We start from the raw sequence: 20987 nt of genomic DNA, 5'->3' as shown, positions 1-20987 counted from the left end.
TGCGAGGCGGTGCAGCCGAAGGCATTGCCGGCCTCGATGAACTCGACATGCACCTGCCGGATGCCGAGATTGGTCAGGCGGACGACGGGCGGCATGGAGAAGATGACCGTCGCGATGGTACCCGGAACCGCGCCGAGGCCGAAAAACATCGCCGCCGGGATCAGGTAGACGAAGGCAGGCATGGTCTGCATGAGATCGAGAATAGGCCGCACGACGGTGGCGACCCGGTTGCTGCGCGCCATGGCCACGCCAAGCGGCAGACCGATGATCATGGCGATCAGCGTCGAGGCGAGCACGAGCGATAGGGTCTCCATCATGGCCGTCCACAGTCCCATGTGGCCGACCAGCCAAAGCGACAGGCCGGTAAATACCGCGAATTTGAAGCCAACCCGCCAGAGCGACAGCAGCACGAAAATCGCAAGCCCGAGGGTCATAGGCGCGGCCAGGAGCCCATTCTGGATGCCGCTTGTCACAGTGCCGATCGCTGCGGCAATGATGTCCAGCAGCGGCGCGAAATTATCGAGGATGTAGTTGACGGCGCTGTCAACGCCGTCACCGATGTCAAAGGTCATGGAAATGTCTCCGGGCTGGATCAGGCGGTGCGATCGAGCGTTTCGAGAAGCGCGGATTTGCTGATCGAGCCGAGATAACGATTGGCCTCGTCGACGACCGGCACCGGAAAGGCACAGGCGGCAACCTTGCCGAGAACGTTCGAGAGGCATTCCGACGCCGGGATCGGCTCGATATCCTGCAGGAAGGCGCGCCGACAGGGATCGCTGCCGCCATTGCGCGAGGTTTCGATCAGTGAATTGCGGCTGACCATGCCGCGATAGGTCTTGTCGCGACCGAGGATGATGGCGATGTCCCTGTCGAAATGCTCCATGCGCTCCAGTGCTGCGGCGCCGGACACGCCCTGGCGCTCGATGATCGTCACCTGCGTCTGGCGCGCCACGTCGCCCGCGCGGAAGACCTGCGAGACGTCGACGTTACGGAAGAAGGAGCGCACGTAGTCGTTGGCGGGCTGCAGCACGATCTCGTCGGGGGTGCCGACCTGCACGACCTCGCCATTTTGCATGATGGCGATGCGGTCGCCGATCCGCATCGCCTCGTCGATGTCGTGGCTGACGAAGACGATCGTGCGGCTGTGCTCGGCCTGGAGGCGCATCAGTTCGTCCTGCATCTCCGCGCGGATAAGCGGGTCGAGCGCGGAAAATGCCTCGTCCATCAGCAGCACCGTCGGGTCAGTGGCAAGCGCACGGGCAAGGCCGACGCGCTGTTTCATGCCGCCGGAAAGCTGGTCCGTCCGGCTGTCGCCATAGCCGTCGAGACCGACGGCCTTCAGCGCCGCGCGGGCACGTTTCTGGCGTTCGCTTTCGCCGGTTCCGGCGACTTCGAGACCGAAGGCGGCATTGTCGAGAACGGTGCGGTTGGGCAGGAGCGCGAAGGACTGGAAGACCATGCTGATGTCACGGCGGCGCAACGCGATCAGCTCGCTCTTCGGCATCTGCGCCACGTCGCGCCCGTCGATCTCGATCGCGCCGGAGGTTGGTTCGATCAGCCGGTTGATGAGGCGCAGAAGGGTGGATTTGCCGGAGCCCGACAGGCCCATGATGACAAAGATCTCTCCGGAGCGAATATCGAAGCTCGCATTGTTGACGCCGATCGTGCAGCCGGTCGCGTCGTGGATCTCTGCTTTGGTCTTGCCGGAATTGAGAAGGGCAAGGGCACTTTCTGGCCGCTCGCCGAATATTTTGAAAATGTTCCTGACACTGATTTTGACCGGTAGGTCGCTCTCAGTTGCAAAGGTCATACTGTGCTGGGCCCCGCTCCATAAGCTGGGCGCTCTCCTTTAGTTTCGAGCTGAATATCAGCGGGCGAACACGCCACCCGAGGGTATGACGCAAACAAGCTGCGAGGCGCAATTTGGACACAATGTGGCATGGCTTTGCTTACATATCAAGGCGGCATGGCAAATCCATGTATTCCGCCCTTCTTTTGGAATATTTTACCCGGCCGTCCAACCCGGCGCGCTTGCAATGTGTTCCCTGCCTTCACTCGCAAATCGTGACGAAACCTGGCACTCAGCGCGTCACGTAGTCAAGCGAGAGGAAGAGAAAGAGGATGGCCAGCCAGCCGCCGGCGGCGAGCGCGGCCAGACGCGCCAGCCCACTTTCCTGCCGTAGGTGCATGTAGAACCAGTAGATCAGCGCCGCCTTGGCAAAGGCGATCGTCAGGTTGACGGCGAGGCTGAAGGGACCGGTAAGGTTCTGGCTTGCCACGACGGTCGAGACGAGCAGGAGCATCAGGGCGACCCAGACAAGCAGCAGCGGATGGGAAAGCTTCATCCTTTCACCTCGCCAGGTAGAAGACCGGATAGATGAAGACCCAGATCACGTCCACGAGGTGCCAGTAGAGGGCGGCGGCGATGATAAGAATGCCGCGATCCGGCAACCGGACCTTCCCGAAAGCGAGGCAGGGCGCCAGCACCGACAGGAGAACGATCCCGATGAGAAGGTGGATCGCATGCAGGCCGGTCGCCAAGACATAGAGATTCATGAAAAGATGCTGCGGCGCGGTTCGAAACTGCGTGTCCGCCCCCGGTAGCGGCAGCAGGCCCTCCCGGTATTCCGCCCCGTATTCGTAACCCTTCACAACGAGGAAGACGAGGCCGGCTACGGCCGCCGCGGCCAACCAGGTCGCCCCTGCGCGGCGTCTGCCGCCCTTGGTTGCTTCGACGGCAGAAGCGACGAAGAAACTCGACGTCAGCAGGACGCCGGTGTTCAGCGCGCCGATCAGATAGTGCAACGCCCTGGAGGACTCGACGATGTCGGCGGGGTGCAGAATGCGGATCACAGCCGCGACTGCGAAAATGCCGCCAAACAGCATGATCTCGCTGCCGAGAAAGAGATACATGCCCATCATCGCGGCATCGTGCTGCTGGCGCGGTTCGCTGTATGGCGGTCTTGCGGCGAGGGGCGTTTCAGCCATGGTCCTCCTCCAGCTCGACGTCGTATTGATATGGCAGGCTGTCGACGACCGGGATCGTCTCGAAATTGTGCTTGGGCGGCGGCGATGGAACGGTCCACTCCAGGCCGGTCGCGCCCCACGGGTTGAAGCCCGCCGGCGTGCCGTAGCGCATGGAATAGTAAAGATAGGCGAAGGGCATGACATAGGCGACGCCGAGCAGGCCGGCACCCACGGTCGAGAAGACGTGCAGGAGCTGGAATTCCGGAGGATAGACATGGTAGCGCCGTGGCATCCCGAGATAGCCGAGCAAAAATTGCGGGAAAAAGGTGAGATTGAACCCCAGGAAGATGAGGATCGCCGACAGCCGTCCCCACACCAGCGAATAGGTGCGGCCGATCATCTTCGGCCACCAGTAGTTCAGCGCGCCGAAGAAGGCGGACACCGTGCCGCCGACCATGATGTAGTGGAAATGGGCGACGACGAAATAGGTGTCATGTACATGCACGTCGATCGCCAGCATCGCGAGGATCAGTCCCGTCAGTCCGCCGACGGTGAAAAGCCCTATGAAGGACATGGCGAAAAGGAAGGGCGGATCGAGCGAGATATGCCCCTTATAGAGGGTGGCGGTCCAGTTGTAGACCTTGATGCCGGAGGGAACGGCGACGGCAAGGCTCAGGAACGAGAAGACCGCGCTCGCATACATCGACTGCCCGGCGACGAACATGTGGTGGCCCCAGACGAGGAAGCCGATGATGGCGATTGCGATGGATGAGCCGGCGACGAACTGATAACCGAAGATCGGCTTGCGGGCGGCCGCCGCCACCAATTCGCTGGCGACGCCGAGCGCCGGCAGCACCATGATGTAGACGGCGGGATGGCTGTAGAACCAGAAGAGGTGCTGGTAGAGCAGCGGATCGCCGCCGAGCGCTGGATCGAAGATGCCGAGGCCGAAGAGCCGCTCGGCCGCGATCAGCACGAGCGTGATCGCCAGCACCGGCGTCGCAAGCACCAGGATTATCGAGGTCGCATAGATCGACCAAACGAACAGCGGCAGCCGCCGCCAGGTCATGCCCGGGCAGCGCAGCTTGTGGATGGTGACGATGAAATTCAGGCCGGTCAGGATCGAAGAGAAGCCGGCGATGAAGACAGCGACCGCCGCCAGGACGACGCTGCCGTGTGCAAACATCGAAGAGAGCGGCGTGTAGAAGGTCCAGCCGGTATCGACGCCGCCCGCAATCAGCACGAACAGCGTGAACAGTCCGCCCGCCATGAAGATGTACCAGCTTGCGAGGTTGAGCTTCGGGAAGGCGAGGTCCTTCGCGCCGATCATCAGCGGGATCAGGAAATTGCCGAAGGTGTTGGGAATCGACGGGATAAGGAAGAACCACACCATGATGACCCCATGGATGGTGAAGGCGCGGTTGTAGCCCTCGTTCGTTAGGAGGTCGCCCTGCGGTGTCAAAAGGTCCAGCCGGATGAGTGCCGCCGCCGTTCCGCCGATGAAAAAGAAGAAGGTGACGGCGATCAGGTAAAGGATGGCGATGCGCTTGTGGTCGGTGGTGAGTAGCCAGGAGGAGAGGCTGTGGCCGGCGCGCAGATAGCTGACCCGTTCGGTGCCGGTTTCCGACAGTCCCTCGTTCTGGAAGTTGGAAGATTCGGGCTGGGGCAGCGCCGTGTCGGTCATTGCGTCGCCTCCGTCGTTCTCAGGGACTTGATATAGGCGACGAGCTTCAGCACGTCTTCCTCGTTGAGGACATTCTGGAACGTCGGCATGATCGGCGGGTAGCCGGCAGCGATCTGCTTCTGCGGCAAAAGAATGCTGTCGCGGATGTATTCATCGTCGGCGATCACCACTTGGCCGCTCTGCAGCGGCACGGGGGAGCCGTAGAGGCCGGCAAGCGACGGCGCGTGCACGGTTGCTGCGGGGCCGTGGCAGCCGCTGCAGCCGCGCTCGCGAAACAGCGCCGCACCTGCCGCCGCAAGCGACATATCGGTGCCCGATTGCGCCAGCCATTTCGCGTAGTCCGCCCTGCTCAGGACGATGAAGCTGCCGCCCATCGTCGAGTGGTCGGCGCCGCAGAATTCGGCGCAGGTGAGGCGGTATGTGCCGGGCTTGTCTGCCGTGAACCAGGTCCCGGTATAGCGGCCGGGCACGACGTCCTGCTTGATCCGGAGGGCCGGGATGAAAAGCGAATGGATCACATCCTGGGAGGCCATTGTGAGCTTGACGGGTTCCCCGACCGGCACATGCAATTCATTGATCTCGCCCTGTCCCTGGGGATGCTCGAATTTCCACATCCACTGCTTGGCGACGACGTTGATCTCGAGCGCATCGACCGGCGGATGATAGAGACGGGCAAAGAGGTCCGACGCCCAGACATAGAAGCCGATCAAGGCCAGGAATGGGATGATCGACCAGGAGACTTCCACCCAGACATTGCGGTTGCGGGCGTGCCTGCGGTTGGCGGGCTTGCCGCGTCGGTATTTGACGGCAAAGACAACGATCAGGATGAAGACAGGCGCGGAGAGGATGACGATCAGGACGGTAAAGGCAAACACCAGGTGATCAACCTCGCTGCCGTAGGCAGAGGCTTGTTCCGGCCAGAGGTGAATTGAGCCGTTCATCGCAACGTCGCCTTCGCCTTGCGCCGCTCGCGAACCAGGGCCAGGACGATGGCGCCGCCGCCGAGGGCCACAGTGGCACCCCCGCCAAGTCGGAGTGTGGTCCAGACGATCGACGAATAGCGGCCGGTTTGCGGATCGTAGCGATAGCAGAGAAGCAGGATCTGATCCTGCCAGGTGCCGATCGTCCCTTGTCCAGCCTCGGTGAGTGCAAGCCGCAGGTCGTCGGGCTGCGGCGCCAGACCATAGAGCCAGCGGCTGAGCCTGCCGTCCGGCATCAGGATGGCGACAGCGGCCAGATGCGCATATTGTCCGATCGAGTTGTCGTAGGCGTAGCGATAGCCGAGCGCATTGGTGACGGCGCGGATATCGGCCTCGCTCCCGGTGACAGCGTGAACCGTCGCTGCGGTGTCGGCGAAACGCCTTCGGAGCGCTGTCAGAGAATCCCGTGCCTCCTTCACGGTTTCCCGGGCATCGATCCCGAAGGCGATCACGGAAAAATCCCAGCCTGGGACATAATCCTGCGCCGCGATGGCTTCCATCAGGCCAGACAGCGTCACGCCGCAGATGTTCGGGCAGTTGTGCAGCACCGGCGCTAGCAGGATTGGCTTGCCACCGGCAAGCTCGCGCAGGCTTCTCCGCTGGCCGCTCTCGTCGGTGAAGCGCAGGTCGAGGGTGACGATCGCATCCGGCTTTCGATCGATGCCCGCTGCCTCGAAGGCGTTGAAGGCAAGAGCCAGCGAGGGAATGAGCAGGAACAAGGCCAACAGGATACATCTCATGGGCTTGCTCCGCCGTTTTCCTTGTCCGGCCAGCCTTGCTCGGCAAGCAGTGCCATCGCCCGCTCGATCGGGATATGTGCGCGGCCGAGCGCCTTGTCCGTCCAGCCATAAGTTTCCAATCGTGCTGCGGCCGACCGTTGCAATTCGGCCCTGTCGGCGGACGGGTCGACCTCCAGCCGCGGACCGCCGCGATCCTGTTCCCCGGCAAAGACGGGATATCCGGCGCGGTTTTGCGGCTGCAGCCAATAGAGCGCGCCAGAGATGACGGCGATCGACAGGAGGACGAAGACGAAGAGCGACAGACCGGCCAGCAGGATATGGCGGGGCTGGACATCCGTCTTTTCGTAGTCCGCCGTTTTCTGCGCTCTGCTCATGCGTTTCCCGCCTTGCTGAATCGTGAGTTGCGAACAAGAGACAGATAGCGATCGGCACGGCGCAGGACGGCGAAGCCACAGAGGACGAGGCCTGACGCGGCCAGTGCATAGGAGACGATGCCGAGCGTGAGATGTCGCGGAACTGTCGGCAAGGTCAGCCAGGCGCACTCGACCAGCGACCCGAGGAGAACCGTCAGGCTGAGCCCTGCAAGCCACCCCGAGCTGCGTTGTACGGGCGGAAAGAGGAGCAGGAAGGCTGGCGCCAGCCGCAGGACGGCGATGGCATATTCCGCGCCCTTCCAGGTTCCCGAAGCGCGGCGCTGATACCAGCTTACGCCCGCCGGCAGGTTGCCCGACCAGGTGATCAGGTATTGCATGAAAGCGAGATAGGCCCAGAGCAGGAGCGCCGTGAGCAGGAGGCCGCCGAGCAGCGCTGGCCGTTCCACCTTTCCGGTCGTCAACTGCATGAGGATCAACAGGCAGAGCGCCGACAGCGTCTGAATGGAGAGGAAATAGAGGCCAAATCCGGAGGAGTGGAAATCCGGATCAAGCGACAGCAGCCAGTCCGTCGCAAGAATTCCATGCAGAACAACGAAGGCGATCAACCCGCCGACCGCGAGCGCATAGCTTCTCCCGCCGATCATCAGGACTGCAAGCAAGCAGGCACCGCCGAGAATAAAGAGCGACCGCAAGATGAAGAAGGCAGGGGTGAGATAGACGCCCTTGAAGCCATCTAGGGCCTCGCCTGTCCATACATAGATCCGGGGCAGGCCGGCGAAAATCGGAACGGCGGCCAGCAAAAGAAGCGGCAAGAGCAGCATCGCGCTTGTGGCCGGCGGTGCGAGCTCCTCCCGCCACGGCCCGGGTATGATCCTCAGCATCATCGTCAGGCAAAGCGCACCGAGCGGCAGCGCGCTTGCGAAGGTGGCGGCGGCGAGCCAGCCGGTCAGGGCGGCACGCGCATCGACCGTTGCAAGCAGAAGCGCCAGCGCCAGGGGAACTGCGCCGGAGAGGACGAGACGGTCGATGCTGCGCGAAAAGGGCTGCCACATCATGGTCCAGCCTCCGAAAGCCTGCGCCTGTCTGCGTCGGAAAGCGTGGCGAGCGGCGCGTCACCGCCCAGTTGCAGAGCGCGGATATAGGCTGCGATCGCCCAGCGGTCGGACGGGCTGACGCGGTCGGCGTAGGAATACATCACTCCGTGGCCCTGGGTAATGACGCTGACGAAATAGCCGGACGGGGCGTCGCGCAGCCGTGCCAGATGGAAGCTCGGGGGATGGGGAAAGCCGCGCGCCGGGACGGTCCCGTTGCCGGAGCCGCTCGCATCGTGACAGGGCGTACAAAAGATGTCGAAGCGCTCCCTGCCGCGTTCCAGGAGTGCTATGTTCATGGGCGGCCGTTGGGCGAGAGCGCCTTCCAATGCCAGTGAATCGCGCGCCACGGTGCCGTCCGGCGGCGCCTGCAGCGCCTTGCCGTCGGGAAAGAGGCTGCTTTTCTCGTAGGAATCGTAGCGCGGCTGATGGCTCATGTCATCGCAGGCGGAAACCACGAAGGCGATCGGAAGGAGAACGGCTGCGTACCTCATTCCGGTTCCTCCGTATGTTCGACGACGGCGATGCGGACCGGCTTCAGCCCCTCCAGAAAGTGACTGGTGCGTCGGCGGTCGAACCTGGCATCGTTGCTGAAGAGGACGAGAAAGAACTTGTCGGAGCTGGCCAGATGGAAGTCTTCGACGTCGAAGATCGGGTGATGCAGCCGCGGCAGCCGGTTGAGGAGCAACATGCCGGTTATGGGAAAGAGAACGGCGAACAGCACCGCCAGCTCGAAGGTGATCAGCATGAAAGGCTGCCAGGCGAAGATCGGCCGGCCGCCGATCTCGATCGGATAGGCATAGTTGGTCCAGAGCTGCAGGCCATAGGCGGTCCCCGCGCCGAGTATGCCGCCAATAAGGGACAGCCACGGGATCGTTTCTTCTCGGAAGCCCAGTGCTTCGGGCATTTCCTCCAGCGGATAGGGCGAATAGGCGTCTAGCGCACGGAAGCCGCTCTTCCGAGCCGCCTTGACCGCAGCGATCAATGCTTCCGGCTTGTTGAATTCGGCCAGGATGCCGAAGACTTCGGTATCGGGTGACGGCTCACGCATGTTCGAGATCTCCCGTTTCGCGCAGCGCCTCTTTCACCTCGAAAGCGGAAATGACCGGCAGGAATCGGACGAAAAGCAGGAAGGGGGTCAGAAAGACTCCAAGCATTCCTGCATAGAGCGACCATTCCCAGAAGCTCGGTGCGTAGCTGCCCCAGGAGGAAACCAGATAGTCGCGATAGAGGGAGGTGACGACCAGCATGTAACGCTCGAACCACATGCCGATCGTGACCGAAAGCGCGACCAGGAAAAGGATCGTCGGTGAGGCCCGTACACGCGAGAACCATAGCAGTTGCAGCGGCACGAAATTGAAGATGACGGCGCTCCAATAGGTATAGGCATAGCTGCCGGTCACCCGGTCGAGCAGCGTTTCCACATCCTGCAGATCGCCGCCGTAGAGCGTGTCGAAGACCTCGACCCAGTAGCCATAGGCCGTCATCAACCCGGTTGCGAGCAGGAAGCGGGCGAGCAGGTCGAGATGGCGCGCGGTGACGAGATCGGCAAGCCCGAGCATGTGGCGCAGTGCAATCGCGATCATCAGCACCACGGCAAAACCGGAAAAAGCAGCACCGAGCACGAAATAGGGAGGGAAGACCGTCGAGGTCCAACCGGGAATGGGGCCTGCGGCAAGCAGCAGCGAGACTTCCGAGTGGACGGAGACCACGAGCGGCACGGCGATCACTGCAGTGATGCGATAGGCTTGGCGCCAGCGCGCCCAATGCCAGGCAGAGCCACGCCAGCCAAGCGCGGCGAGCCCATACAGCACTTGGGCTGTTCGCGTCCTGGCACGGTCGCGGACTGAAGCGAGGTCGGGAATGATGCCGATATACCAGAAGAGGATGGAGACCGTGAGATAGGTCAGCACCGCGAAGAAATCCCAGGAGAGCGGGCTCTTGAACTGCGGCGAGATTGTCATCGTGTTCGGATAGGGCGCGATCCAGTAGAAGAACCAGGGGCGACCGAGATGCAGGATCGGATACAGTCCGGCGCAGACGACGGCACAGAGCGTCATCGCCTCGGCGAAGCGGTTCAGCGAATTCCGCCAATGGGCCCCGAGCATCAGCAGCATCGCTGAGATCAGCGTGCCGGCATGGCCGATACCAAGAAACCAGATGTAGTTGGTGATAGCGAGCCCCCAGTTGACCGGGATGTTCAAGCCCCAGACGCCGATGCCTTCGAGCAGCAGCACGGTCGCGGCGACGAAAAAGAGGATGAGCAGGCAGAGCGAAACGGCAAAGCAGAGCCACCATGTTCGCGGCGCCGGAAAGCGCAGCGGAATCCGCGCCGGCTTGTTGGCAATGCGAATGTCCCGCTCCGTTGCCATGTCGCTCATCCGGTGGCCTCCTCTTCCGCACTGTCTTCGATGCGGGCGAGATAGGTCGTGCGCGGCCGGGTGTTGACTTCCTCCAGCAAGGTAAAATCGCGTGCGCTCGCCTTGCGCCTGCTGACGGCGGAATTCGGATCGGCAACATTGCCGAAGACGATCGCCTGCGTCGGGCAGGCCTGCTGGCAGGCGGTGACGACCTCGCCATCTCGGATCGGCCTGCCGTCCTTCGCGGCGGTTATGCGCGCTTCGGCGATGCGCTGGACACAGTAGGTGCATTTTTCCATGACGCCGCGGCTTCTGACCGTCACGTCCGGATTGCGCATCGCCTGGATTGACTCCGCATCGTTCTTCGTGAAGTCGAACCAGTTGAAGCGCCGCACCTTGTAGGGGCAGTAGGAGGAGCAGGTCCGGGTGCCGATGCAGCGGTTGTAAACCTGCAGGTTCAGTCCGTCGATGCTGTGGACCGCGGCGTTGACCGGGCAGCCCATCTCGCAGGGCGCCTGCTCGCAGTGCATGCAGGGAACGGGCTGGAAATAGGATTTCGGCTCTTCGACATCGCCTTCGTAGTAGTGGTCGATGCGCATCCAGTGCATCTCGCGCCCCTCCGCCACCAGTTCCTTGCCGACGACGGGAATGTTGTTTTCCGCCTGACAGGCGGTGACGCAGGCATTGCAGCCGATGCACAGATCGAGGTCGATCGACATACCCCAGGATGGATCCTGCTGTGGCCGGTCGGGATAGAAGGAGGGCGGCTCGCTGTGATCAGCGGCCTGCGCCAAGGCCGAGATGTGGACCGTGCGGACGAAGTCGAATCCATCCATCGCCTGATGCAACTGCGTCGTCGCGATCACTTCGCCAGTGCCCGTCGGCTCGATCGAAACGCCGTCTCGATGCCAAAGGCTGTCGGAGCGCCGCAGCGCATAGGCATCGCAGCCGAGGCCAAGGGCGATCGAGTCCTCAGCCCGGCGGCCATAGCCCAATGTGATACCGAGTGTTGCCTCGTTCTGACCGGGCATGACCCAGACCGGAGCCTTGACGGATACGCTGCCTGCCGTGAGGATTGCCTGATCGCCGGTCTTGAGGCGCAGCTGATCGGCAAACTTCGGCGCAATGAGGATGGCGTTTCCCCAGGTGAGCTTGGTGAGCGGCCGCGGCGTTTCCTGGGCCCAGGCATTGTCGGACAACGCGCCGTCCCAGACGCCGGCATCCGGCCGGATGCAGAGGCTCAACCCGCTCGCCGGCCCGTCTGCATCCGCCACATTGCGATGGATGACCGGAGGTTGGAGGAAGCCCGCGGCCGTTCCGTCGACCAAACCCCTGTGCAAACTTTGGCGCCAGCGCGCGTCGAAATTCTCCCTCCAGGTTTCTCGCCAGGTCTGTTGAACGAGTTCCCGGTCATTTGCCTGGCGCCCCATGAGATTTTCGAGCACGACATGGGCGGAGCGGGCGTCATAGAAGGGCCGCACCAATGGCTGGACGATCGTCACGGCGCCGTCGACGGATCGTGCATCGCTCCAGCTTTCAAGATCGTGCTGCAACGGCACATGCCAATGGCTGAGAGCTGCGGTTTCGTCTTGATACAGACCTGCGTGGATGCGCACAGCGACCTTTTGCATGGCGCCGGCGAAGTCGAGATCGCCTGCACCCGTATAGGCCGGATTGGCGCCGATGATCGCGAGCATGGAAACGCGCGACGCCTGAATATCATCCACAAGCGCCTTCAGCGAATCGTCCCGACCCGGGGGCACGGTTATGACGGGATCGGTGAAGCGCAGGGTCTTGCCGAAGCTGCCCAAAGCGTCGTTGACCAGCAGGCCAAGCGCCTGTGTTGCCGACGGATGATAGCGACCGACTAGGACGAGGGCTTTTTCCCGCGCGGCAAGCAGCGCGGCAGCGGCCTTGTCAGCCCACGCCATTTGGCGGCCGGTCAATTCGGATTCTGCTACACCGGCAACGCCGACCCTCGCCGCCACTGCCCGCAGCAGGCGATCGATTTCGACCGGCGAAGCTGGCAGGCGCTCATCGGCCATGGAACCGGTTGCCGACGGGATCGGTTCGATGACGAATAGGCGTGTCTTGCCCTTGGCGTCCTGCCGCAGGCGCCTGCGGTCGGCGAAAAGGCCGGCATTGCGCGTCTGGCGCGGACCGGGGCCGAGGAAATCGTCATCGAAGCTGACGATCGTCTCGGCAGCATCGAAGGCAGGATGCAGGTCCAGCGGCCGGCCGAAGGTCTGGACCGTTGCTGCCCTTTGGAGGCCATCGGACACGGGATGGCAGACGTGCCAGCGCGCCTTAGGCCATCGGGCGGTCACGGCGGCGATCTGCCTGAGCAGGGTAGGGGAGCTGACAGGGCCGGTCAGCAGCCGAAAGCTTTCGCCTTTGGTCCGATCGAACTCCTCGGCCTTGCGTGCCATCTCGGCATCGAAAGCGCTCCATTCGGCAGGTTCGCCGAAGTGCAGCGGCGACTGCGAGCGGCCCGGATCATAGAGGCCGAGAAGCGCCGCCTGCGTATAGGCATCGGTCGTTCCGCGCGACATCGGATGGTCAGGGTTGCCCTCGAGCTTGACGGGCCGCCCGGTAAACGTCTTGCCGAGCACCGGCTGCGCATATCCGTCAAAGGTGACGGCCGTCGCATACCATTTCGCCTCTCCTATCGTGACGTTTTCGGGCGTGCTGACATAGGGATAGGCGGCTTCGTCCTTGTCGCTCTTGCAAGCCGATAGTCCGGCCAGCGCAAGCGAGCCGCCCATGATCTTCAGCAAGGAGCGCCGGTTGATGGAGATACCGTTTCTTGCCAGGGCGGGGAATTCACTGGCCATGAAGCGCCTGCCGTCCGGCGTCTGCCAAAGCTCTTCCAGGCTGCGCCAGAAATGACGGCCAGTCTTGCCGGTCAGCTGACGCATCAGGGCCTGTTTTGCTTCGGAAGTCTCTGTGCTCATCATTCTACCGGTGACAGATGTTGCATTGAGTGAGCTTGGCGGGGTCGATGCCGTGGGTCTTCACCATCAGTGCGCCGTAGTCCTTGTGTGCTTCCGGATGCCGATCCCAGTCGCTCCAGTCCATGCGCGTCAATTCCGCCGCGGGCCTGAGGTTCGGGCCGGGATCGCGGTGGCAGTCGAGGCAGAACTGCATTTGGAGAGGAACGGCCCGCGACATCAGCGGCATCCTGTCGACTCGGCCATGGCAGGTGACGCAGGGCACGCCGCGGGCGACATGGATCGAATGGTTGAAATAGACGTAGTCCGGCAGCCGCGAGACGCGGTTCCAGGCCAGAGGCGTGTTGCTAGCCAGGCTTAGTCGGACCGGTTCCAGCATTGGTGCGCCTGTCCAGATCTGCGAATGGCAGCTCATGCATATGTGCGTTGCGGGAAGCCCCGCCCGCGCACTGGTTTCCACCGACGTATGGCAGTAGCGGCAATCGATCCCCAACCCGGCGACATGATGCTCGTGGCTGAAAGGCACCGGCTGATCGCGAACCCACCCGGTCAGGGTTCCGTAGCTGGAATCGGCATAGCCGCCGACAAACAGCACGGCCAGGAAGACCAGTAGGAATGCAAGGAGCACAGCGGCGCGCAATCGCGTATCAGCCGAGGCTGTGAAAACCTGCGCCACGCTCCGCCTCGCAGTTTCGCGAAACCCAATTTTGCAGGAACGCCGTATTGGACGAGATGTTCCCGTCGCAGTCGAACGGCTCGCTCTGCAACATCGTCGCGTGTACACGCAGGAAACTATTTCAGAGCCCTGCGACATGCGGCGACGAACAGTACCAAGCCCATGCCGAAAAGCAGGCGGTTTTTGTTCAACGATAATTGCCAGGAACGAGTGCGCGCGATCCTGTCGAACCGACCATGCGCGCCATGGTCCCCGGGAACGGGGTGATAAAGATTGTTCTGTCTCCCCGGTTCGAGCTTCTCCCGGTCCTGCTGCCCCTTGAAGCCGGTCCAGCCCAGATAGTGATCGAGCAAGGAAGAAAACAGGCGGTCGCCCCAGATCGCCTCCACGGTCGGGAAACCGACCATTACCGATTTGCGGTGGGAATGGGCCGCGAAGTAGATGGCATCGGCCGCCACTTCGGGCTGGTAAGGTGGGCTCGCCGGTTTGGGCTTGCATGGCATTGTCGTCTTGATCCAGTCGAACTGGGGGGTGTTCACACCCGGCAATTGCACCATCGAAAGATGAACCTTGCTTCCGGCGTGGATCAGTTCGCTGCGGAGCGAATCCTGAAATCCCTGGATCGCGTGCTTGGCGCCGCAATAGGCGGACTGCAATGGTATGCCGCGATAGGCGAGGGCGGAGCCGACAAGCACGATCGAGCCTCGATTGCGAGGCAGCATGCGTTTGAGAGCCGCCATGGTGCCGTGCACCTGTCCCAAATAGGTAACCTCGGTCACGCGTTTGTAGTCCTGGAGCGACATTCTGAGAAACGGCGCCAAGACGCCCGCAAAGGCAGCATTGATCCAGATGTCGATGGGCCCGAATGTGGCTTCCACCTCGTTCGCCGCGTCCTCGACCGTCGCGGCATCGGCCACGTCGCAGGAGATCGCAACGGCCTCGCCGCCCAGCGCCTCCACTTCGCACGCTGTCGCCTTCAGGCCATCAACTCCCCTGGCGATCAGGCCGATCCTTGCGCCACGCCGAGCAAAGGCGCGAACGGTTGCCCTGCCCACTCCCGCGGTCGCACCGGTGATCACGACGACTTCCTGCTGGATGTCCCGCATGGTGAGGTTCCGTTCATCTATCTAGGGCGCCTAACCAGCTTCGGCGGCATAAGTTCGCGAGCAGGGATCAGAAGGAGGATTGGAGCGTTACAGCCGTGGGCGCAAACCGGCAGAGCCCCTTGCCTCGGCGGTCGGAGGACGACAATGGCATCGCGCATCGAAGACTATGCGGTCATCGGGAATTGCGAAACCATGGCGCTCGTCGGTCGAGATGGCTCGATTGATTGGCTTTGTCTGCCACGTTTCGACAGCGCCGCTTGCTTCGCGGCGCTGCTCGGCAACAGGGACAACGGGCGATGGCTGATTGCGCCAGTTGCTGCGGAAGCGGCTTCGAAGCGCCACTACCGGGGAAACAGCCTTGTCCTCGAGACGGCCTTCGAGACTAGCACCGGCGTCGTCCAGATTATCGATGCCTTGTCGCGCCGCGACAGGGTCACCGACCTGGTTCGTATCGTCAGTGGTCTCAGCGGCTCGGTAGAGATGCAAACGGAGATCGTGCTGCGCTTCGATTATGGGCGGACAATTCCATGGGCCTCGAGGCGAGCCGACGGCCGGCTGCAGTTTGTTGCAGGGCCCGATAGAATCGTCCTCGATTCGTCGGTGTCGTTGCGTGGAGAAGCGATGCGGACGGTCGGCAGGTTCGATGTTCGCGCCGGGGAGGAACATTGTTTTGCGATGAGTTGGACCCTTTCTTTCCTCGCGGTACCCGAGGCTGCTGACCCGAAGAGGGTGCTGGAGCAGGAACGGAATACATGGGAGGAATGGGCGGCGCGGTTGACCCCCGTCAATACCTGGTCCCAGCCCGTAGTTCGATCTCTTCTCACCTTGAAAGCGCTGACACATCGTGAAACGGGCGGCATCGTCGCGGCCGCGACCACCTCGCTGCCGGAGATAGTCGGTGGCCCGAGAAACTGGGACTATCGGTTTTGCTGGCTCCGGGACGCAACGTTTACGATCTACGCCCTGATTAATGGCGGCTTCATGGAGGAAGCGCGCCAATGGCGCGACTGGCTGTTGCGGGCCGCCGCAGGCGATCCGGATGATCTGCAGATCATGTACGGGATCGGCGGCGAACGGCGGCTCACCGAATACGAAGTGCCGTGGCTAGATGGTTATGAAGGATCGAGGCCGGTGCGTGTCGGCAACTTGGCCTCGACGCAGTTGCAGCTCGACGTCTTCGGTGAGCTGCTCGATACGCTCTATGTCGCACGCAATGCAGGATTGCCGCCGAACAAGGCCACCTGGCCGCTGGAGCGGGCGCTGGTCCTCCATCTCGCCAAGATGTGGGATCAGCCGGACAGCGGCATCTGGGAAATGCGCGGCGAGAAACGCCACTTCACCCATTCCAAGGTCATGGCCTGGGTTGCCTTCGACCGGGCGATCAGGATGGTCGACGAGTTCGGAGTCGAAGGCCCCGCAGCGGAGTGGCAGCACATCCGGAGCCGTATTCACCGTCAGGTCTGCGAGCAGGGTTACGATCCGAAATTGGGTTCCTTCGTCCAATCCTACGGCTCGTCCGTATTGGACGCGAGCCTGCTGCTGCTGCCGCTGGTCGGGTTTCTTCCGCCCGACGATCCGCGCGTCGTCGGCACCATCGAGGCTGTGGAACGACGTTTGATGCGGGACGGCTTTTTGCTGCGCTATGAGGACGGCCGAGGTTCGGACAACCTCCCGGCCGGGCAGGGCGCTTTCCTGGCGTGCAGCTTCTGGCTGGTCGACAATTATGTGCTGCTCGGAAGGCTGGACGATGCGCGCACCCTGTTCGAGCGGCTGCTCTCGCTGTGCAACGACGTCGGGCTTCTCGCCGAGGAATATGACGCGCGGTCCGGACGGCAGGTCGGCAATTTCCCGCAGGCCTTTTCGCATCTCGCCCTGATCAACAGCGCCTACAACCTGGCTCATCACCGCGGGCCCGCCAAGGAACGCTCGAAAACGTGATCGCCTGAGGCCCGACAGAAGCGGCGATTGTGCACCGGTGCCCGGGAACGATCATGGCGCGCGGCAGTTCGTCCGGAGGCTGCGAACTGCGGAGAAATGCCATGGGCATGACAGTGGGTGACTTCATAGTCGAGCGCCTCCACGCCTGGGGCGTGCGACGGATATTCGGCTATCCCGGTGACGGGATCAACGGGGCTTTCGGCGCCCTCAACCGGGCCAAGGGCTCGCTGGAGTTCATCCAGACGCGCCACGAGGAAATGGCCGCCTTCATGGCGTCGGCGCATGCAAAGTTCACAGGCGAACTCGGAGTTTGCATCGCGACCTCCGGCCCCGGCGCATCGCATCTGGTCACCGGGCTCTACGATGCCAGGCTCGACCACCAGCCCGTCCTCGCGATTGCCGGCCAGCAGGCGCGGACAGCGATCGGAGGTCACTATCAGCAGGAAGTCGACCTCGTGTCGTTGTTCAAGGATGTCGCCGGCGAGTTCGTCCATCAGGCAAGCGCGCCCGCCCAGGTCAGGCATCTGGTCGACCGTGCCGTCAGGATCGCGCTTGCCAATCGCACGGTCACCGCGCTGATCCTGCCCAACGACCTTCAGCAAATGACATATGAGGACCCGCCGCGCCGGCACGGGACGATCCATTCCGGGATCGGCTTCAAGGCGCCGAGAGTTGTTCCCCATGCGGGCGACCTGAAGCGAGCGGCCGATGTCCTGAATGCCGGAAAGAAGGTCGCGATGCTGGTCGGCGCTGGCGCACTTGGGGCCACCGATGAGGTGATCGCCGTCGCGGATCGTCTGGGAGCCGGTGCTGCCAAGGCGCTGCTCGGCAAGGCGACGCTGCCCGACGACCTTCCATGGGTGACCGGATCGATCGGCATGCTGGGCACCAAGCCTTCGTGGAAGCTGATGAGCGGCTGCGACACGCTGTTGATGGTCGGCTCGGGCTTTCCCTATTCCGAATTCCTGCCCGAGGAAGGGCAGGCCAAGGCGGTTCAGATCGACATCAACCCGAACATGCTGTCGCTTCGCTACCCGATGGACGTCAACCTGGTGGGCGACGCTGCCGAAACCCTGAGTGCGCTATTGCCGCTGCTCGACCAGAAGGACGACGACTGGCGCCAGGAAATAGGCAAGGAGGTCAAGGCATGGTGGGAGACGCTTGAAGAGCGGGCCCAGGCGAAGGCCAATCCCATCAACCCGCAGCGGGTCACCTGGGAACTGTCGCCGCGGCTACCGGAAGGCTGCATCCTCACCTGTGATTCCGGCTCCTGCGCCAACTGGTTCGCGCGGGACATCAGGATGAGGCGCGGAATGAGCGCTTCGCTGTCGGGCGGGCTGGCCTCCATGGGCGCCTGCGTTCCCTACGCGATCGCCGCCAAGTTTGCCCATCCCGGCCGCCCGGTCATCGGTCTCGTGGGTGACGGCGCCATGCAGATGAACAACATGGCGGAGCTGATTACCGTCGCTAAATACTGGAAAAGATGGTCGACACCCGTTTTCGTCATCGGCGTCTTCAACAATGAGGACCTGAACCAGGTGACCTGGGAGCAGCGCGTGATGGAGGGCGACCCGAAGTTCGACGCCTCGCAGCGCATTCCGAACGTACCGTACCACCGGTTCGCGGAGCTTATCGGGCTCAAGGGCCTCTATGTCGACCGGCCCGAGGATGTGGGCCCCGCCTGGGACGAGGCCCTGGCGGCGGACCGACCGGTTGTCGTCGAATTCAAGACCGACCCGGAAGTGCCGCCGCTTCCGCCGCATATCACCCTCACGCAGATGCAGCACCTGACCGAAGCGCTGGTCAAGGGCGACCCGCATGAGACCGGCATCGTGACCGGCACCGCCCGGCAACTGCTCGGGGCGCTGCTGCCGGGCGGAGACGAGAAGTGATCGTCGAGGCACCGATCGACCGCCTCGAGTGCGCGGTCTACCGCATTCCAACGGACATGCCGGAAGGCGACGGCACGTTCGAGTGGAACGCTACGACGATGGTCGTCGTCAACGTATATGCCGGCGGAAGTGCGGGAAACGGCTACACCTATACGGACGCTTCTGCCGCTCATCTCATCACTGGCGCCCTGCAGGACCTGGTCGTTGGCAGCGATGCCTTTGACGTGGAGCAAATCGGATGCCGGATGTGGCGGGCTGTTCGCAATTGCGGCCGCTCCGGGATTGCGGCCTGCGCGATCTCCGCCGTCGATCTCGCATTATGGGACCTGAAAGCAAGGCTGCTCGACACGCCCCTCTGCCGGCTGCTCGGCCAGGTGCGGGAGTCGGTGCCGGTCTACGGCAGCGGCGGTTTCACCACCTATTCCGACGATCTGCTTTGCCGGCAGCTTTCCCGATGGGTCAACGATGACGGCTGCCGTTTCGTCAAGATGAAGGTTGGCGCAGAACCGGAGCGCGATCCGCAGCGCATTCGATCGGCCAGGTCGGCGATCGGTGATGCGGAACTGTTCATCGATGCCAATGGTGCCTTCACACCATCGCGATCGGTGCGCTTCGCCGATGCGATCCGCCAATACGACGTCAGGTGGTTCGAAGAGCCGGTTTCCTCCGACGACGAGGCCGGTTTGCGGTTCGTCCGTCAGTCGACGCCCTCATCCATGGAGGTGGCCGCCGGCGAATATGTCTTCAATCTCGACGACGTGCGAAGGCTGCTCAGTGCCGGCGCGGTCGATGTTCTCCAGGCGGACGCCACCCGTTGCGGCGGCATAAGCGGTTTCCTCAAGATTGCCGCGCTGGCGGAAGCCTTCCACCAAGATCTCTCATGCCATTGCGGGCCGGGCGTGCATTTGCACGTTGCCTGCGCCACCGCCGGTCTTCGCCACATCGAATGGTTCCACGATCATGTGCTGATCGAGCAGATGCTGATCGACGGAGCGCCGCAGGTGGTGAACGGAGCGGTGAGGCCGGACCTCAGCCGCCCCGGCAATGGGTTCCGGTTCAAGGACCGCGACGCCGAGCCCTACAGGATCTAGGGGGTACTATATGCCAAGCGCCACGCGCAGGGTCGAGCAGGTGGGCACTCTGGGCGCCCTCGTCGCGGATATTGGAAGGCTCGAGGCACTCTCTCGTATTGCTCTCCAGAAATCCCGATTGGGCGCTCGCGACACCGAATTCCTCGATATCGGCAGGCAGTTGAACGGTGCTGCCGCGATCCTCGCGCTCTCGGTGCTGTGCGACAGCGCCGTGGAACACTATCGTGGCAGCTTTCATAACCGTGCCATGTACATGCCGCTGATTGTCTCAGCGTTGACACTGGGGGCAAGCCTTTCGGGAATCGCCAGCGCCAGGGCGGAGCGTCATCCGGTCCGCGACGCGGTCTACGGAAGCGCCGGCCTGGTGGGGCTCGTGGGCCTCGGCTTCCATGCCTACAATGTCCTGAAGCGCCCCGGCGGCCTATCATGGCTAAACCTCTTCTATTCCGCGCCAATCGGCGCCCCTGTGGCGCTGGCGCTGGCAGGTGCACTCGGCCGCTGCGCCGAGATCGTACGCGGGCCGGGGAAGGGTGCGGCTCCGAAGATCATGAAGCACCCGGCTGGACAGGTTCTGAGCGCATTTTCTGCGGTCGGCATTTTTGGCACCGTGGCCGAGGTGGCGCTGTTGCACTTCCGCGGCTCGTTCCACAACCCTGCCATGTATCTTCCGGTCAGCATACCGCCTGCGGCCGGTCTGTTGCTCATGCGATGCGCCGGCCGTGCTCGGGCTTCTCGGATCCGTTTGGCCCGGATGGCGCTTCGGGTCACCGCACTGCTGGGCTTTGCCGGGTCCGGCTTTCATGTCTACGGCGTCTCCCGCAGCATGGGTGGTTGGCGCAACTGGACGCAAAACCTTCTCAACGGTCCGCCGATTCCCGCCCCGCCCAGTTTTACCGGTCTCGCCCTGGCCGGCCTCGCGGCATTGCGCCTGCGCGGGATTCCACCGGGGGATTTCATTGTGCGTACATAGGCGGCGAGATGGCCCTCGCTGTACCAGTGGGTGAAGGACGAATACGTCGGCGCGGTCATTGCTGTGCCTCCTACACGGCAAAGCGACTGACCCGCTCGACCAGTGATGTCACATTGGCCTTGCCAAACTTTTTGCGGAACTGGATCAGGTCGCATTCCCAGTGGCCG

General features: G+C 62.9%; 19 protein-coding genes. 4 read left to right on the top strand and 15 right to left on the bottom strand.

Translation table 11 applies throughout. The features are described 5' to 3' along the window. The 15 genes from C7449_RS21215 to C7449_RS21145 all read right to left on the bottom strand — a co-directional run. The coding region (locus C7449_RS21215) for an ABC transporter permease (RefSeq protein WP_146165124.1) at positions 1 to 572 on the bottom strand (572 nt) is incomplete at its 3' end. 20 nt (positions 573 to 592) lie between these two features. Continuing rightward, on the bottom strand, positions 593 to 1810 hold the full coding sequence (gene proV, locus C7449_RS21210) for a glycine betaine/L-proline ABC transporter ATP-binding protein ProV (RefSeq protein WP_108004894.1): 1218 nt from the start codon (positions 1808 to 1810) through the stop codon (positions 593 to 595). Between the two features lie 271 nt (positions 1811 to 2081). Further along, entirely contained in the window at positions 2082 to 2345 is a 264-nt protein-coding gene (locus tag C7449_RS21205) for a cytochrome C oxidase subunit IV family protein (protein WP_108004893.1), read from the bottom strand. A 4-nt stretch (positions 2346 to 2349) separates the two neighbouring features. Beyond that, complete coding sequence (locus C7449_RS21200) at positions 2350 to 2988, bottom strand: cytochrome c oxidase subunit 3 (RefSeq protein ID WP_108004892.1); 639 nt, start codon at positions 2986 to 2988, stop codon at positions 2350 to 2352. Then, positions 2981 to 4651 carry a cytochrome c oxidase subunit I gene (locus C7449_RS21195; RefSeq protein WP_108004891.1) on the bottom strand — a complete coding sequence of 557 codons (1671 nt, stop codon included), beginning with the start codon at positions 4649 to 4651 and terminating at the stop codon, positions 2981 to 2983. Before C7449_RS21195 ends, C7449_RS21200 begins: the two co-directional genes overlap by 8 nt. Next, on the bottom strand, positions 4648 to 5592 hold the full coding sequence (coxB, locus tag C7449_RS21190) for a cytochrome c oxidase subunit II (RefSeq protein WP_108004890.1): 945 nt from the start codon (positions 5590 to 5592) through the stop codon (positions 4648 to 4650). The genes C7449_RS21195 and coxB overlap by 4 nt, the downstream gene beginning before the upstream one ends. Continuing rightward, entirely contained in the window at positions 5589 to 6371 is a 783-nt protein-coding gene (locus C7449_RS21185) for an SCO family protein (RefSeq protein WP_108004889.1), read from the bottom strand. Before C7449_RS21185 ends, coxB begins: the two co-directional genes overlap by 4 nt. After that, entirely contained in the window at positions 6368 to 6745 is a 378-nt protein-coding gene (locus tag C7449_RS21180; protein WP_108004888.1) for a hypothetical protein, read from the bottom strand. Before C7449_RS21180 ends, C7449_RS21185 begins: the two co-directional genes overlap by 4 nt. After that, positions 6742 to 7800, bottom strand: coding sequence for a hypothetical protein (locus C7449_RS21175; protein ID WP_108004887.1), 1059 nt, complete (start codon positions 7798 to 7800; stop codon positions 6742 to 6744). The genes C7449_RS21180 and C7449_RS21175 overlap by 4 nt, the downstream gene beginning before the upstream one ends. Continuing rightward, complete coding sequence (locus C7449_RS21170) at positions 7797 to 8330, bottom strand: c-type cytochrome (protein WP_108004886.1); 534 nt, start codon at positions 8328 to 8330, stop codon at positions 7797 to 7799. The genes C7449_RS21175 and C7449_RS21170 overlap by 4 nt, the downstream gene beginning before the upstream one ends. Continuing rightward, complete coding sequence (locus tag C7449_RS21165) at positions 8327 to 8887, bottom strand: DUF3341 domain-containing protein (protein WP_108004885.1); 561 nt, start codon at positions 8885 to 8887, stop codon at positions 8327 to 8329. Before C7449_RS21165 ends, C7449_RS21170 begins: the two co-directional genes overlap by 4 nt. After that, entirely contained in the window at positions 8880 to 10217 is a 1338-nt protein-coding gene (nrfD, locus tag C7449_RS21160) for an NrfD/PsrC family molybdoenzyme membrane anchor subunit (protein WP_108004884.1), read from the bottom strand. The genes C7449_RS21165 and nrfD overlap by 8 nt, the downstream gene beginning before the upstream one ends. Then, on the bottom strand, positions 10214 to 13150 hold the full coding sequence (locus tag C7449_RS21155; RefSeq protein WP_108004896.1) for a TAT-variant-translocated molybdopterin oxidoreductase: 2937 nt from the start codon (positions 13148 to 13150) through the stop codon (positions 10214 to 10216). Before C7449_RS21155 ends, nrfD begins: the two co-directional genes overlap by 4 nt. Before the next feature lie 4 nt (positions 13151 to 13154). After that, a complete protein-coding gene (locus tag C7449_RS21150) occupies positions 13155 to 13823 on the bottom strand; it encodes a cytochrome c3 family protein (RefSeq protein WP_108004883.1) in 669 nt (222 codons plus the stop codon). A gap of 116 nt (positions 13824 to 13939) precedes the next feature. Beyond that, a complete protein-coding gene (locus tag C7449_RS21145; RefSeq protein WP_108004882.1) occupies positions 13940 to 14929 on the bottom strand; it encodes an SDR family oxidoreductase in 990 nt (329 codons plus the stop codon). A gap of 144 nt (positions 14930 to 15073) precedes the next feature. On the opposite strand from C7449_RS21145, the gene C7449_RS21140 reads away from it, so the two are divergent. From C7449_RS21140 to C7449_RS21125, 4 genes are all read left to right on the top strand, one after another. Continuing rightward, on the top strand, positions 15074 to 16867 hold the full coding sequence (locus C7449_RS21140; RefSeq protein ID WP_108004881.1) for a glycoside hydrolase family 15 protein: 1794 nt from the start codon (positions 15074 to 15076) through the stop codon (positions 16865 to 16867). A 101-nt stretch (positions 16868 to 16968) separates the two neighbouring features. Continuing rightward, positions 16969 to 18759, top strand: a complete 1791-nt coding sequence (locus C7449_RS21135; protein ID WP_108004880.1) for a thiamine pyrophosphate-requiring protein — start codon at positions 16969 to 16971, stop codon at positions 18757 to 18759. Continuing rightward, complete coding sequence (locus tag C7449_RS21130; protein ID WP_245414474.1) at positions 18756 to 19850, top strand: enolase C-terminal domain-like protein; 1095 nt, start codon at positions 18756 to 18758, stop codon at positions 19848 to 19850. Before C7449_RS21135 ends, C7449_RS21130 begins: the two co-directional genes overlap by 4 nt. 10 nt (positions 19851 to 19860) lie before the next feature. Next, on the top strand, positions 19861 to 20820 hold the full coding sequence (locus C7449_RS21125) for a hypothetical protein (protein ID WP_108004879.1): 960 nt from the start codon (positions 19861 to 19863) through the stop codon (positions 20818 to 20820). Positions 20821 to 20987 lie beyond the last annotated feature (167 nt).

The sequence above is a fragment of the Mycoplana dimorpha genome (assembly GCF_003046475.1).
Lineage (GTDB): Bacteria > Pseudomonadota > Alphaproteobacteria > Rhizobiales > Rhizobiaceae > Mycoplana > Mycoplana dimorpha.
This window is presented reverse-complemented; position numbering and strand designations above follow the sequence as displayed.